The organism is Chryseobacterium sp. 1B4, assembly GCF_036631475.1.
Lineage (GTDB): Bacteria > Bacteroidota > Bacteroidia > Flavobacteriales > Weeksellaceae > Chryseobacterium.
In genome coordinates this window covers 75608-90945 of the sequence record NZ_JAPNUF010000002.1, presented here as the reverse complement: position 1 = coordinate 90945, position 15338 = coordinate 75608, and the positions used below count along the sequence as shown (strand labels likewise).

The 15338-nt window shown below is 38.3% G+C and carries 18 protein-coding genes; 10 read left to right on the top strand and 8 right to left on the bottom strand.

Annotated elements, in window-relative coordinates:
- Positions 1-76: 76 nt before the first annotated feature.
- The 3 genes from OWR28_RS01410 to OWR28_RS01400 all read right to left on the bottom strand — a co-directional run bounded on the left by OWR28_RS01410 (position 77) and on the right by OWR28_RS01400 (position 2845).
- Positions 77-493 (bottom strand): biliverdin-producing heme oxygenase, encoded by a 417-nt coding sequence (locus OWR28_RS01410; protein ID WP_332385168.1) that lies wholly within the window; start codon positions 491-493, stop codon positions 77-79.
- Positions 494-647: 154 nt separating this feature from the next.
- Entirely contained in the window at positions 648-2141 is a 1494-nt protein-coding gene (locus OWR28_RS01405; RefSeq protein ID WP_332385167.1) for an ATP-binding protein, read from the bottom strand.
- A 47-nt stretch (positions 2142-2188) separates the two neighbouring features.
- Positions 2189-2845 (bottom strand): hypothetical protein, encoded by a 657-nt coding sequence (locus OWR28_RS01400; RefSeq protein WP_332385166.1) that lies wholly within the window; start codon positions 2843-2845, stop codon positions 2189-2191.
- Between the two features lie 381 nt (positions 2846-3226).
- Here OWR28_RS01400 and OWR28_RS01395 point away from each other — a divergent pair, with 381 nt between their 5' ends.
- From OWR28_RS01395 to OWR28_RS01370, 6 genes are all read left to right on the top strand, one after another.
- Positions 3227-4276, top strand: a complete 1050-nt coding sequence (locus tag OWR28_RS01395) for a linear amide C-N hydrolase (RefSeq protein WP_332385165.1) — start codon at positions 3227-3229, stop codon at positions 4274-4276.
- Between the two features lie 192 nt (positions 4277-4468).
- Entirely contained in the window at positions 4469-5590 is a 1122-nt protein-coding gene (locus OWR28_RS01390; RefSeq protein ID WP_332385164.1) for a porin, read from the top strand.
- 20 nt (positions 5591-5610) lie between these two features.
- Entirely contained in the window at positions 5611-7041 is a 1431-nt protein-coding gene (locus OWR28_RS01385; RefSeq protein WP_089690053.1) for an anion permease, read from the top strand.
- Between the two features lie 16 nt (positions 7042-7057).
- Entirely contained in the window at positions 7058-7714 is a 657-nt protein-coding gene (locus tag OWR28_RS01380; protein ID WP_332385162.1) for a succinate dehydrogenase cytochrome b subunit, read from the top strand.
- A gap of 11 nt (positions 7715-7725) precedes the next feature.
- A complete protein-coding gene (locus OWR28_RS01375) occupies positions 7726-9642 on the top strand; it encodes a fumarate reductase/succinate dehydrogenase flavoprotein subunit (RefSeq protein ID WP_332385161.1) in 1917 nt (638 codons plus the stop codon).
- Between the two features lie 12 nt (positions 9643-9654).
- Complete coding sequence (locus tag OWR28_RS01370) at positions 9655-10407, top strand: succinate dehydrogenase/fumarate reductase iron-sulfur subunit (protein WP_332385160.1); 753 nt, start codon at positions 9655-9657, stop codon at positions 10405-10407.
- 96 nt (positions 10408-10503) lie between these two features.
- Here the strand turns inward: OWR28_RS01370 and OWR28_RS01365 are convergent, their stop codons facing one another.
- From OWR28_RS01365 to OWR28_RS01345, 5 genes are all read right to left on the bottom strand, one after another.
- Positions 10504-10860, bottom strand: coding sequence for a cyclase family protein (locus OWR28_RS01365; RefSeq protein ID WP_332385232.1), 357 nt, complete (start codon positions 10858-10860; stop codon positions 10504-10506).
- On the bottom strand, positions 10860-11276 hold the full coding sequence (locus OWR28_RS01360) for a cyclase family protein (protein ID WP_332385159.1): 417 nt from the start codon (positions 11274-11276) through the stop codon (positions 10860-10862). Before OWR28_RS01360 ends, OWR28_RS01365 begins: the two co-directional genes overlap by 1 nt.
- Before the next feature lie 256 nt (positions 11277-11532).
- Complete coding sequence (locus OWR28_RS01355) at positions 11533-11697, bottom strand: hypothetical protein (RefSeq protein ID WP_332385158.1); 165 nt, start codon at positions 11695-11697, stop codon at positions 11533-11535.
- A complete protein-coding gene (locus OWR28_RS01350) occupies positions 11685-12422 on the bottom strand; it encodes a hypothetical protein (RefSeq protein ID WP_332385157.1) in 738 nt (245 codons plus the stop codon). Before OWR28_RS01350 ends, OWR28_RS01355 begins: the two co-directional genes overlap by 13 nt.
- A 133-nt stretch (positions 12423-12555) precedes the next feature.
- Entirely contained in the window at positions 12556-13569 is a 1014-nt protein-coding gene (locus tag OWR28_RS01345) for a nucleoid-associated protein (protein ID WP_332385156.1), read from the bottom strand.
- A gap of 458 nt (positions 13570-14027) precedes the next feature.
- Between OWR28_RS01345 and OWR28_RS01340 the strand changes: the two genes are divergently transcribed.
- The 4 genes from OWR28_RS01340 (at position 14028) to OWR28_RS01325 (ending at position 15221) form a co-directional block, all read left to right on the top strand.
- Complete coding sequence (locus OWR28_RS01340) at positions 14028-14192, top strand: hypothetical protein (protein ID WP_241676876.1); 165 nt, start codon at positions 14028-14030, stop codon at positions 14190-14192.
- Positions 14193-14203: 11 nt separating this feature from the next.
- Positions 14204-14560: a DUF7674 family protein gene (locus tag OWR28_RS01335; protein ID WP_332385155.1), complete on the top strand. Its 357-nt coding sequence runs from the start codon at positions 14204-14206 to the stop codon at positions 14558-14560.
- Positions 14561-14642: 82 nt separating this feature from the next.
- A complete protein-coding gene (locus OWR28_RS01330; RefSeq protein WP_332385154.1) occupies positions 14643-14774 on the top strand; it encodes a hypothetical protein in 132 nt (43 codons plus the stop codon).
- 51 nt (positions 14775-14825) lie between these two features.
- A complete protein-coding gene (locus OWR28_RS01325; RefSeq protein ID WP_332385153.1) occupies positions 14826-15221 on the top strand; it encodes a DUF7674 family protein in 396 nt (131 codons plus the stop codon).
- The last annotated feature ends 117 nt before the right edge of the window (positions 15222-15338 follow it).

Sequence of the window (15338 nt, the reverse complement as noted above, 5' to 3'; positions counted from 1 at the left end):
AATTTGAAACTCCCCAAATTTAACAATTCCTGAAAAATTGCGCAATTTTTCAGAAATTTAATTAGAATTAAATGAATTAATTGACGTTCAGTAAAAACGTATAGAGTTTTTTTGCCCCGGAAAGCACTTCGTTATAGTTTTCTTCAGCCACCTCTGTATCCAGAACTTCTTTAAAGTTTTTCCACATAGGTCCTGTATTTTCCTGATAGCAACCGAAAAAATTGAAAGTTACCTCATCGAAACCTGCTGTTTTAGATAGCTGCTTTGCAATAACGTTTCCGCCAAGTGTGGAACCTTCAATCACATACATAGCTCCGAGCGCTTCATGCTCATTGTCAAATTCAAGATCGTGAGAAGCTTCCTGATTTTCCAGGGAGAGGCTTTTCAGGTCTTTTTCGATAAGGGAAAGCTTCTTTCGTGAATCGAGCTGAAGTTTTTCCGCATACTTATCAGAAAGACTGCTGAATATTTTATCTTCACTGTGAAGAAGCATCAGGTAATTGGTATGAATGATTTTTTTATAATCCTCTAAAGTGAAAGTTTTGTTGAAAATCTTTTCAGAATTAAAAGTTTTTCTGCTGCATCGTGATAGTCTGCCGTATTCTGCTTAAGATATTCTGTTACCATAATAACGTTTTAAAAGTTTCTCAAATGTAAGGCTTTTTAAACGTTAAAATAAAGGAAGTCCCTTCATTATTACTTTCATAATCAACATTTCCGCCTATTCTTTTCATAATACGGTGTACAATAGACAGCCCTACTCCATTTCCTTTAAACTTCTTGGCATTATCCATCCTGTTGAAGATCTTAAACATCTTATGTTTTTCTTCTTCAGGAATACCAATTCCATTGTCAGAAATTCTGTAAATAATGGTCTGTCCGTCTTCTGTTCCTTCAATTTCTACTTTAGGAACTTCTTTATGAGAAGAATATTTCACGGCATTATTAATGATGTTCAGAAATACCTGATGAAGCAGTGTTTTATCAGCCAGTACGTCCGGACATTCCTTGATGATGATCTCACTGTTCGGACTGCCGTAGGTCATCTTGGCGTTTTCAGAAATCTTCTCAATCGTATAAACTGTTTTAAGGCGCTCAAGCTGGATTTCACTATATTTTGCACGGCTGAGCTGCAGGACATCATGCATCATTTCCGCCATATTGTCGATTTCCTCAATAATTGTATTGATCTTGGTTTTGCTTTTCCCGGAATCATCCGTAAGATTTCCCAAAAGCATCTGAGCATTCAGTTTCATTACGGTGAGCGGGGTTCCAAGATCGTGCGAAATAGTATATGAAAAACTGTCAAGCTCCTCATTTACCTTTTTAAGCTCATCATTAAGCCTTTTGATCGCATTATAATTTTTATGGGAAGTTTCCAGGATAAGATCTCTTACAGCCTGTACAGCGCTTATATTCCGGGAATTCCATCTTTTCGACTGTCCTTTTATATTTTCTGTAAAAATCCGGAAGGAAGTTCTTGGCGAGATCATTTGTTTTTCTTCCCCGTTCTGAGAAAATACCATTACTTTCTTCTCCGGATTTCCTGCCCAGTTGATATGTTCATCAAATTCTTTCCTGAACCAGACCAGCATTTCAGTTTTCTCTCTTTCGATAAAATAAATAATGATTCCTGCAGCATTTTCAGACAGCCCAAGCTCCTCACCATGATCTTTAAGAAAGCTTCTGCTCACAAAGATGCGTTCAGATGTATTACCAAGAGCCCACTGCACTACTCTGTTAATACTTTCCAGATCCGGCGTGCGGCCATATGTTACGACATTTTCTTCCGAAACAATAGCAAGTCCGTCTGCTTCGGGTAAATTTCTGATCTCTTCCTTACATTCGATAAGAGAATCAAACAAAATATTATGTTTTAAAAACTCCGTTTTCAGCTGAGACATTCTCTCATTCAGCGCCAGACGGTAATTCAGTTCGCTTTTTGATTTAAAAGAAGAATAAGCGTTCGCAGCAAGGGCTGTAAAAATCCCCGCCTGTACCCTGTCTTCAAGATCAATATGCTTGGGTTCCACATTCTGGCATGTTACCAGCCCCCAAAGGTGATCATCAATAATAATAGAAACACTGAAACTTGATGCTACACCGGAATTTTTCAGATATTGTCCGTGAACAGGTGACATTGCTCTGGACGCTGAGAAAGTAAGATCAATATGGTCCGGGCTTTTGCTCAGAACCGGAACTGTATCCGCATATACATTGCTGAAGATTCTTTTTCTTTTTTCAGATAAAGATCCCTTGCCTGCTTCGGAATATCAGACTCCGGATAATGAAGACCCAGAAAGCTTTCCATATTCTCATTTTTCTTTTCAGCAATTACTTTTCCGGAACCGTCCATCATGAATTTATAGACCATCATCCGGTCATAATTTACCACCTTTGAAAGTGTTTCCAGCAAATGATTCCAGAGTTCCTTTTCATTATCTATGACGTAAAAATTATCATATTTATTGGAAATCCGTTTATTGGGATTAATCAGTACCTCTTCAAACTCCAGAAAGATATAAAGCTTACTCCTGAAAACAGAAAAGTGATATTCTTTACCGTTGATAAAAATTTTGTCGAAATAAGTCTCATTACTGCGTCTGGTAAACTTGTCCAGTGAAGTATAGATTTCTGAATCAATAATGCCCTGAAAACTTTCCGGGAAATCAGTAAGCTTTCTTCCGAACAGCTCCTCCGAGTTCCCGATTTTAAATAGATCCGAAATATTCCTGCTAAAAAAAGTAATGGTATGGAGCTCTGCATCAATGCCAATCAAATAGCCAAAACTTTGTATAGAACCCGGAATATGGATAGGCTCTTCATGGCATTCTATAAAATTCATATATCTTTTCAGTCTGTTAATCAAATATAACGATTTTTATTAACAGCTTTCTATTTTGTGGTACTTAATTTCAAACCTCTTTCAACCAGCGTCTTATGGTATATAACGATGATAAAACAGGAGTAAAAAACACATTCAAATATTCTTCTTTTTTTACCTTTTTTTATGTCAAATCTTTAAAATATACAAAAAAAATCTTACAATCCAATTATCATCCTTTAACTATGATTCATAACATAAATTACATATTATTAACTCTTATAATTATTTTATTTAAACAAATTTCGCTAAATTTATATCACCAAATAATGAATATGATCAAAATACATTGAATTATTAACAAAAAATTCAATATAAAATTTAAATTCAAATAATACTATTATGAAAAAGTTCCCATTAATTTTATTTTCTCTGATTCTCTCTATAGGATTATGGAATCCGTCAGAGGCATGTACAAGAGTTGTATATAAAGGTCCTCAGAATACCGTTATTACAGCACGTTCCATGGACTGGCGTGACGAAATCCCTGTCAACCTCTGGGTACTTCCGAAAGGAATAGACCGCAACGGGCTGGTAGGCCCGAAATCTGTAAAATGGACTGCCAAATACGGAAGCCTTGTAAGCTCTTCATGGGACATTGCTTCAGCAGACGGAATGAATGAAAAAGGATTGGTTGCCAACCTGCTCTGGCTAGGAGAATCACAGTATCCTAAATTCGATGGGAAAGGAAGTAAAAAGGGAATTGCCATTTCATTATGGGCTCAATATTATCTGGATAATTTTGCCACCGTAAAAGAAGCTGTGGAATTTTCACGTAAAGAACCTTTCGTTATTGTAAGTGATTACATTCCGGGAACAGAAAGGTTTACAACCGTCCACCTTTCTATTTCTGATGCTTCGGGAGACAATGCTGTATTTGAATATATTGACGGAAAACTGGTAATTCATCATGACCCGTCTTATACAGTAATGACCAACTCTCCTATTTTTGAAGAGCAGCTGGCTCTTAATAATTACTGGAAAGGAATTCCGGGAACCGTTATGCTTCCGGGAACCAACCGCGCTGCAGACCGCTTTGTAAGAGCTTCTTACTACATCAATGCGATTCCACAGACTGCAGATACCCGTACAGCGGTAGCCAGTGTCTTCAGCGTCATCAGAAACTGTTCAGTACCTTACGGAATTACTTCTGCCACAGAGCCTAATATTTCTTCAACAAGATGGCGTTCCGTTTCGGATCAGAAAAACCTGGTGTATTATTTTGAAACGGTTTTTACACCGAATACTTTCTGGGTAGACCTTAAAGATTTTGATCTGAGCCCTAAAGGAAAAGTGATGAAACTGGATCTTAGTAACTACCGTACCTACAATGGTAAAACCAATGCAGAATTTAAAGAATCCGCACCATTCACGTTCTTAGGTTTAAAATAGATATTTCACCACAAAACACTTATGCTTAAGCAAAATCTGATCTCTGCAGATAAAGACCTAAGTATGCAGCACTATGACTGAATGTATGATCATTCAATGCATGTAAGATATATGTGGTAAATGAAATTACAATAAAAAAACAAAAATAGATATGGCCTTTTTTCAATTAAAAAGAAAAGCCTCATTCTGTGTATGCTTGCCTGCGGGTTAGCTGCCCATGCACAGAATCAGGATTCTCTGAAGACCACCCACCCACAGGAGGAAGACAATATTAAATATCCTCAGCTGCAGATCAAAGGCCTTTTTCAGGCGCGTTATCTTGTAGGGATGAGTAAAGACGTAGATGTTAACGGACTCCATCATACCGATGGTTCCGGAACTGATAATAATTTTATGCTCAAATATATGAGGGTTCAGGTTCGGGCCCAGATCAGTAAACGTACAGAAGTTGTCGTACTGGCCAACCTTGCAGACTTTAAAAATGATCCTAAAAGCAGAGTTCTTGAAAATGCTTACCTGAAATATACTTTCAATCCAAAATTAGCGATTACTGTAGGACAGTTCAGACCTTGGTTCGGTATTGAAGAGACTTATCCTATTGATATCATTAAATCTTTAGACTGGTCTAACCAGTATACGGAATTCGGAAAGCTGGGCTGGACAAGTTTCCAGATCGGAATGTCTGCTACAGGACAGCTTCAGCTGGGAGAAATTCCTTTCCAATATGCGGTTTCAGTTGTTAACGGAAACGGAAAGAACCAGATTAATGATAATGACAACGGAAAACAGTATTCCACCCGTCTTGTATTCGGATTATCCAAAAAATATAATTTCAATGTAGGCCTGAATGGAGGTATCGGGGAAGTTTTCAGTAAAAAAGTATATGCTTTGGGAGTGGATCTGAGCTCACTGATTCAGTTTGATCCTAAATGGAGTCTTGACATGCAGCTGGAAGGCAAACAGGCCACCAACCATGTTCTGTATAATTCCATTGCCCCTGAACTGCGCCCTGAGAACCCTGATCAGTACCTGATCCGCGGCGTTTATTTCCTTCCGAATCTGAGATATGAAATCAACCATAAAAATCTCAGTGCCTTTGAACTTTCCTGCCGTTACGAATATCTTGATACCAATTTCAGAATGGCTTCCAACCCAAGACAGACAATCACCCCGATGTTCGGATTGGAATTCCTGAAAAATTACGGCGCAAGAATTCAGCTGGGAGTACAGTTTGACCGTTACAAACATCAGGTGGAAAACACCTCACAATACAACAATAATCTATTTATAGTACAAGTACAGAGTAGGTTTTAAACGATTAAACAGTTAGTATCATGAAAGAAATTAATATTAAAAACGTAGCGATCACATTTGTTGTTGCGTTGATCATATGGTTCATTCCTGCCCCGGAAGGCGTTGCCGAAAATGCCTGGCACCTGTTTGCCATCTTTGCAGCAACCATTTTAGGCATTATCCTTAAAGCAGCTCCAATGGGCACAATGTGTATGATGGCCATCGGTTTCACAGCCCTTACACAGGTGGTTGCTCCTGGAGATGCAGGAAAATCCATTACTAAAGCACTGTCCGGTTTTGGAGACAAAGTAATCTGGCTGATCGGGATTTCATTCTTTATTGCCAGAGGGTTTATCAAAACAGGGCTTGGAAACCGTATAGCTTTTTTATTCATCAGAGTTTTCGGGAAAAGTTCACTGGGGCTGGCCTACGGATTAGGGCTTGCCGATGTTTGTCTGGCACCTGCCATTCCGAGTAACACTGCAAGAGGTGGCGGGATTATCTACCCTATCATGAAATCTATGGCCATAAGCTTTGATTCTGTTCCTGAAAAACCGGAAACCCATAGAAAATTAGGTTCATTCCTGACTTTAAACAGTTACTACATGAACCTCATCGCTTCTTCTATGTTCCTTACCGGGACAGCCAGTAATCCGATGTGTCAGAAGTTTGCGGCTAACCTTGGTATTGATATTACATGGATGTCATGGGCTGCAGCGGGTTTCATTCCCGGGGCGGTAGCATTCTTTGTGGTTCCTTTGGTATTGTACAAATTGTATCCGCCTGAATTGAAAAAAACAGGGGATGCTCCGAAAATGGCAGCAGAGAAATTAAAAGAAATGGGACCTATCTCCAGAAACGAATGGCTGATGCTGTTAGCCTTCTTTATCCTGCTGGCCCTTTGGATATTCGGCGGAGCACTTTCTATTGATGCCACAACTACTGCATTCATCGGGTTGACATTGCTGTTATTAACTTCAGTATTGACCTGGGAGGATGTAAAAGGTGAAAAAGGAGCATGGGACACGATCGTTTGGTTCGCCGTATTGGTCATGATGGCAAGCTCCTTAAATGAACTGGGCTTCATTGGCTGGTTCAGTAACCTTATCAAGGTTCAGATCGGAGGATTGAGCTGGCAGGTAGCCTTCCCTGTTATTATTGTGGTTTACTTCTTCAGTCACTATATTTTTGCCAGTGCTACCGCTCACGTGGCGGCCATGTATGCGGCATTGCTGGGTGTAGGTGTTTCTCTGGGAATTCCTCCTATGCTATTGGCGATGATGCTGGGTTTCATGGGTTCAATTTATGGGGTACTGACTCACTATGGTCACGGTCCGGCTCCTGTATTTTTCGGAAGCGGGTATGTTGATCTGAAAGCATGGTGGCTCAGAGGTCTTGAAATAGGAATTGTTCTATTGATCATTTATATGGTTGTAGGAGGACTATGGATGAAAGTCTTAGGATATTATTAATCAATAAATCAAAAATATGTTATCAACACTGTCAAGAAAAATGCTGATGTGCCTTACAGGACTCTTTTTGGGATTCTTCCTGTTGATTCATTTCCTTGGAAATCTCCAGCTTTTTCTACCACAAGAACAGGCGCACCTTCAGTTTAATGCCTATTCGCATTTTTTATCAGGGAATATCATTATCAAAATAGTTTCTTACGTCTTGTATGCCAGTATTATTCTGCATGCTGTAGACGGGCTGATTATTACTTTAAAAAACAGAAAGTCCGGTGGCAGTTATCAGTCGGACAGACGTGAGAGAGCCAGTACATGGGCTTCCCGAAATATGGGAATTCTCGGAACATTAGTTCTGATCTTCCTGGTGATTCATTTCCAGAACTTCTGGTATATCTACAAATTCGGAACTCCTCCTTTGGATGAGAACGGAAATAAAGATCTCTACATTCTGGTAGTGAATGTCTTTAAAGAATGGTGGTACGTTATCATTTATGTTTTATCAATGATCGCTTTATGTTATCACCTGATTCATGGAATACACAGTGCAGTAAGAACGCTGGGATTATATCACCCCAAGTTCGTACAGTGGTTCAAAACAATCGGAATTACCTATTCAATCATTATCTGTGTAGGTTTTGCATTAATGCCGGTGTATGTATTCTTTACTTATCATTAAAAGGAACAATCATGATTTTAGATTCAAAAATACCACAGGGTCCATTGGAACATAAATGGGAAAATTATAAAAAGAAAGCAAAACTCGTTAACCCTGCCAACCGTAAAAAACTGGACATTATCGTAGTAGGAACCGGACTGGCGGGAAGTTCAATTGCAGCCTCTTTGGGAGAAATGGGATATAATGTGAAATCATTCTGTTTCCAGGACAGCCCGAGGAGAGCACACTCTGTGGCAGCGCAAGGAGGTGTGAATGCGGCAAAAAATTATAAAAACGATGGTGACAGTGTATACAGAATGTTTGTAGACACCTTAAAAGGAGGAGACTTCAGAGCCCGGGAAGCCAATGTATACCGCATGGCAGAATGTTCTCTGAACCTCATTGACCAGGCCGTGGCTCAGGGAGTCCCTTTCGGGCGTGAATATGGCGGATATCTGAACAACCGTTCATTCGGAGGGGTTCAGGTAAGCCGTACTTTCTATGCGAGAGGACAAACGGGACAGCAGCTTCTTCTGGGTGCTTATCAGGCATTGATGCGACAGGTCGGAAAAGGCTCTGTACAATTATTTTCAAGACATGAAATGCTGGATCTGGTCACTGTTGATGGAAAAGCCAGAGGAATTATCGTAAGGAATTTAGACACAGGAGACATCGAAAGACATGCAGCCCACGCTGTAATATTGGCAACCGGAGGTTACGGAAAAATCTATTATCTGTCTACCCTTGCCATGGGATGTAATGGTTCTGCCATCTGGAGAGCGCATAAAAAAGGAGCTTTAATGGCTTCACCAAGCTGGATTCAGGTGCATCCTACTTCCCTTCCGCAATCCGGAGATTACCAGTCTAAACTGACCTTAATGTCTGAATCATTACGTAATGACGGCCGGATCTGGGTTCCATTGAAACAAAGTGAAACCAGACCGCCGAATGATATTCCGGAAAATGAAAGGGATTATTACCTTGAAAGAAGATATCCGGCTTTTGGGAATCTTGCTCCGAGAGATATTTCTTCCCGTGCAGCTAAAGAAAGAATTGATGCCGGCTTCGGAATCGGGCCCTTGAAAAACGCCGTTTATCTTGATTTTTCAAAAGCGATACAGGAACAGGGAAAAGACAAGATCAGGGAAAAATATGGAAATTTATTTGACATGTATCTTAAAATTACAGGATATGATGCCTATAAAGAACCCATGATGATCTCCCCTTCTGCCCACTTCTCAATGGGCGGCCTTTGGGTAGATTATGAGCTGATGACTACCGTTCCTGGGCTGTTTGCTTTAGGCGAAGCTAACTTTGCCGATCACGGAGCGAACAGATTGGGTGCAAACTCACTTCTGCAGGCCTCAGTAGACGGATATTTCATTGCACCTTACACTATCGCCAATTATCTGGCGGATGAAATTCATACCGGAAAAATTTCACCGGATACTCCGGAATTTGAACAGGCTGAAAAAGCAGTTAAAGACCAGATTAATGGTTTTATCAATATCAAAGGAAGCAAAACCGTTGATTATTTCCATAAAACATTAGGAAAGCTCCTGTATGATTATTGCGGACTGGCAAGAAATGAAGAAGGTCTGAAATATGCCATTCAGGAAATCAGAAAACTGAAACAGGAATTCTATAAAGATGTAAGAGTTTCCGGACAGGGCAATAAAATGAATACCGAACTGGAAAAAGCAGGCCGTGTGGCCGATTATTTCGAAATCGGAGAACTGATGTGCTATGATGCATTAACCCGTAACGAATCCTGCGGAGCTCATTTCCGGGAAGAATTCCAGACTCCGGATGGCGAAGCGATGAGGAATGATGCGGAATACCAATTTATTTCTGCCTGGGCATGGAAAGGTGAAAATGGAGAACCTGAACTGATTAAGGAACCTTTAATCTTTGAAGAAATTCAGCCAACGGTAAGAAGTTACAAATAAAAACAGAAAATTATGGATTTACATCTTAAGATATGGAGACAGAAAGACAGAAAAAGTGAAGGAAAACTGGTCCCTTACGACCTTAAAGGGTTGAATCCACACATGTCTTTCTTAGAAATGCTGGACACTTTAAACGAAAAGCTGATTATTGAGGGGGATGAACCTGTAGAATTTGATCACGACTGCCGTGAAGGAATCTGCGGACAATGTGGAATGATGATTAATGGTATTGCCCATGGTCCTTTGAAAAATACAACCACCTGCCAGCTTCATTTACGATCGTTTAAAGATGGGGAAACCATTCTGATAGAACCCTTCCGTGCTGAAGCATTCCCGGTGAAGAAAGATTTAAAAGTTGATCGTTCTGCTTTTGACAGAATTATCTCTTCGGGAGGTTTTGTATCGGTGAATACAGGTCAGGCTCCTGACGCCACTGCCATTCCGGTAACTCACCAGACGGCCGAGGAAGCTTTTGATTCTGCTGCGTGTATCGGATGTGGAGCGTGTGTTGCCACTTGTAAAAACGGAAGTGCAGCCTTATTTACGTCTGCAAAGATTACCCACATGGCACTCCTTCCTCAGGGAAAAGAAGAACGAAGCAAGAGAGTGCTGGATATGGTAGCTCAAATGGATACAGAATTATTCGGACACTGCTCCAATACAGAAGCCTGTGAAGTGGAATGCCCACAGGGAATTTCCGTACTGAATATTGCCAGAATGAATTTTGAGTATAACAGAGCTCTATTTTTCAGGAAGAAAAGTTAATAAAACGGCAAACCGAAATCGTAAAAAAATAAAAGGGAGAATTTATATATTACAAATTCTCCCTTTCTGTTTTAAAAAATTGGAAAAATTAATTTCCTATACATCCATCATTGCTACTACTCTTGCCGGAGCAGCAGAACCGCCAACGATTTTAAGCGGAAATACACAAATTTTAAATCCGGATGGAGGCAATGCTCCCAGATTTGTCAGCTGTTCGATATGCAGATATTCTTTTTCGATTCCTACGCGATGCCCTTCCCAGAAAAATTCAGGATCATTTATCTCTTTGGCTTTCTGAGCCATATATTTCAGAGGAAGATCCCAGCCCCACTGGTCGATTCCCATTACTTTTACGCCCTGGTCAATCAGCCATTCTGTAGCTTCTTTACTCATTCCCGTTCCTTTTTCTACAAAATCCGGGGTTCCCATCATTTTATCACGATCTGTTCTGATCAGAACAATATTTCCTTCCCGGATGGTAATGCCGTTTTTATTGAGATCTTTTTCAGATCTTCTACGGTGATGGCAACAAAATCTTCTTTATGGGTACAGTCGATCACAATTCCGTCTCCATAGCACCATTCCAACGGAATCTGGTCTATCGTTTTGGCAGGCTTTCCCTCTACTACAGGGCCATAATGCCAGGGAGCATCAATATGTGTTGTAGCATGAAGCCCCATATTTTTGATGGTGTCATCTGCCCAGCCTGTCCAGTTTTTAGGAAAAAGTCTTGATGGAAGTCTTAATGCAAGACGAATCAGCCAATGTGATTTTCTGTGGGCTTTATGTTTAATTTTCACCCGCATAAACCACGGATCTCCTGCATTGTATTGGATAGGTTTTGTCAGATCGACAATTGTTGTTTTCATATGATTATGTTAAGTAGTTGTTTATCTGAGGAAAACATATTTTTTACTTAAAAATTTTCCGTATCAACTGAGTTGATTTTACCTTATTATTTAAACAAAAATGAATTTATTAAAAAAATGAATTCAGGTATTTTTTTATATGTTAAATAGTCAATTTCAAAAACAGAGTTTTACATCTAAAAAATATTTAATTGTTCTGATGTCTTGTTATCATATTTAGCGGTTTTGCCTTTTTGCTATTTCGCCTTTTTACTCCCTAAACCCCTCTGGGAATCATAATCTTCTTTGGATCATTCTCATCATACATAATCTCAATAGTTCCTTGTTTAGGAATGGAAGAGAGCTTTAGAAAGCTGACAATTTTCTTGTATACCGCAATATGTTCAGTTCCTCTGAAATCTTTAAAACTTACCTGAAACATGATTTGTGGCTGATTATTGACAAGAAGACCTGTCTCACTGACGCTGATGATATGGGCTTCAGCATTTCTCCCTGAAAAAGAATACGTTCTTCTTTTGTATTTTTTAAAAGCCTGCCGAAAATCAACTGAAAAACCAAAACATAGATGATTGTCATCACACCGCTGAAAATAATCGGATGCATGAATGTCAGAAACCTCCAGCCGAAATCAAAGGATTCCCGCATATAAAAATAATAGTATAGACCAATAACATAAGCAATCAGCAATACAAGAAATACACTTCTTAAAAGTATTCCAGATGTATTAAATCCTACTTTCTGATCACTTAAAATAAAATAAGGTTCCTGCGATACCTTAGGATTCAGCAGTACTTTTATTTTGTTTCCTACATCAAATCTCTTTTCGTGGGGCTTAGAATCATGAAACATCGTTTTATGTTCTATCACCGTATTGCTGAGATTGGGAAATGAAAGCGTAACCTGAATGAGGTTCATGTTTTTCTTAGCAATGTATTTGAGGAGTCTATAATCAATGATTTTGGCTTCTCTTGGAATTCCGTTCCGAAGAATAGACTTTATCGTATTTTTCTCTTTAAAAGTTGTAATGAAAAGCTTATTGATAAAGAAAATAATCACATATCCCCAAATTAACAAAGAAAAACCGAGATACCCATAGCTTACCGCTAATGAATTTCTCGGTTCTGTTGCCACCTCCTCATTCAACATATACAATAAAATAGGAAAAGGAGCGCAGAAAAAAAGAGAAAAATTCCCCAGAAAATGATCAGAAATTTCATAGCTGTTATTTTGTAATCAGCAATAAAGTTATGATATTATTATGGAACCGGAGACTTCTTTTTTATACTTCTTTTTCGAAATAAAGCCTGTAATATTTTCCTTTGTCATCCTCACCCATTTCGATTTTCTGACGGTCTCCGTGGATGTAGATATGGAAGTTTTTATCTAATTTAATAATACTTTTAAAGTGTCTCTGCGTCTTTTTTACAGCTGCTTCACTAATCGGGAATTCTTCAGCAATATTCACCTGCATGTCCTGCTCGTAATCCGTTTTAAAGTTTACAAAACTTTCAATAACATGCTCATCTCCCAATACTTCACTGGCAAATTCATCAAGCTTAAATTCTTCTTTCTCCTTAAAGAAATTAATAGATTTATTAAGAAAATCTGCCTGGTCTGCTTTGGAAACTTCAAACTCCTGAGGAAGCTGTTTGGTGATATAATCTTTATAAACCATTAAAGCTTCCTGGGTATGAAAATATTCATCGTCACGCTGCTTTACTTTCAGGAAATCTTCAAACCAGTAGTACATATCTCCGTTTTTGTTGTTGTCAACTACGGAAAGTACATATCCTGTTTCTTTATTATTGTTGTAGATCAAAGCCGCTTTATCAATTTTGGATAAACCGATCCCCTGATCTTTTTCAATATCAAATGTTTCTTCTGCAGGATTGATTTTCAGGAAGGATTCTCTCTTTTCTGTTTTAAAGATCCCGATTTTGTCTACTTTATCAGGTCTGTCACTTTCATCTTCAAAAAGTACGATGAAAAGTTCTCCGCTCTGAACCCTTGGGTTTTCTGCAGCTTCAAAAAGATGTTTGGCAATATTCTCAGATTCCCAGATAAACTTGGATTTATCATCAAAAATTTCAGATACCGCACTGTAAACCGGATTATTGACCAGGTAAGTATCACTGTAAAAATGAAAAGTTTCTTCCGATTTGAAAGATCCTAAAAAGTAATCTTCCAGCAATTCTGCCATTCCTTCTTCAAGCTTCAACTCTTCCTGGGAAAGTGTCAGTGAATCTCCGTTGATCTTATTTCCGACTCTGTGTACTATTATTTTTGAAAACATTTTCTGAATATTTGGACTGCAAAGATATTCATTCTTGTCCTTACTGCGAAACTTAAAAATAATATTGATTTGGGATAACGTAAACTTTATTTTTAACCACAAAAGGCACAAAAGTTCTTATTTTAAATCTTTTAGCACATTTTAGAAGCGTAATGATGCGAACTAAAAAGTTCACTAAAGGTGAAAATCTTAGATTTTCAAAACTTCTGAGTACTTCTTATCCGTGAAGCTGATGACCTTAAATAATTTAACAGTTCAACTCTTTTGTGACTTTGTGATGAGTTTTAAGGCAAGTCATTTGTTTTTTCTCCCATTTTGATAAAAACCTTATCATTTTGACACGCTTTTTTGTTTAAAAAGCCTGGTAACAAGACCACAATATATTAAATATCAACATCTTAATCATATTCTATTTTCAACGGAATACCATTGGCATCATGATTTGAAAACATAGAAAAATGGACTTAAAAACCTTAAACAGACTAGACAAGCTCAGAAGATTAAAAAGCAAAGGCCCGGAGACTCCCAAATGGCTGAAACCTTATCATCTGCTCTTTTTTGCCTTTTTAACCATTTTCATCTTTGGTGCCATCATCAAAATGCTTGAACACAATCCAAATTAAAATATCATATTATGAACTATTTACAAGCCGTAAAGGAAATCACTGACGTGGTTCCCGATTTTGAAAAAGAAGTAAAAGAAGTCAAAATTAAAAACTCATACAGCATTATCCGCACCTTCACAGAGCGTATTAAAAATATGATCCGCCAGAATGACAGAAACCTGCTTTTCAGAAGTTTACAGAAAATGGACAAAATATACACTGACGGAGATACGGTATTAAAAAATGCTATTGAAACCACTTTTATCTATTCTCTGGACAATTGCACTGCCTTCTGCAGTGAGGAATACAGAAAAGTGATTTTTAGTCATATTTCTGCCAACCTTCAGAAGGTGTATTCGAGACAAATTTACAGTCACGGTATATAAAGGTTTTGTTACATTTTTCATCCGTTTCATTACAAAGTGTTTAAATTAAACAAAAATAAAAATAACTCACAATCAATAGATTATGAAAAATAAAATCAGAAGGATTTCAGACTGGAAAACCTGGAAAACCACGACTAATAAGCACAATACAGAGATATTACTCACTCACATCGCAGTGATCGTTGGAGTATTTATTTTTGCAGCCTGTCTTTAAATTTTGGTATACATTTCGCTGCAATACAAAGTGTTTGAAAAATTCTTAATTATGATGAAAGTACAAATGCAAACTATTAATCAAAAAATAGCTGTTGAATACTTAAAATTTTTCTATCCGCCACTTCGCAATGAAATCACACAGTTGTCCGTACAGGACAATTTCGCCGGAATCATGCAGGCTACTGTAAATTATCTGAAAAAACTGCTGCAGGAATCGAAGATCAATATCATTGCCCATCACATCAAGCTGATGGACTGGCTTTACAGAAACGGAAATTCCTATGTAAGAACCATGATTGAAAATCTGTTCGTAAGATCTTTTGAAAGTTTCAAAAAACACGCAAAGATCCAGCATTGGAAACTTCTTTATCAATATATGCCTGTAAGTTTCCAGATCATTTATAATGAACAGCAGAAACAGGATCAGATGTATTTTGGAAAATAAATTTTAAACAAAAGCGAAAAGGTGAACTCAATTTACCCTTTCGCTTTTTTTATTTTTTCGCTCTGTTAAAGGGAATTTCCAGCTCACCTATTTCACCATCACGTGCAAAAACCCTAT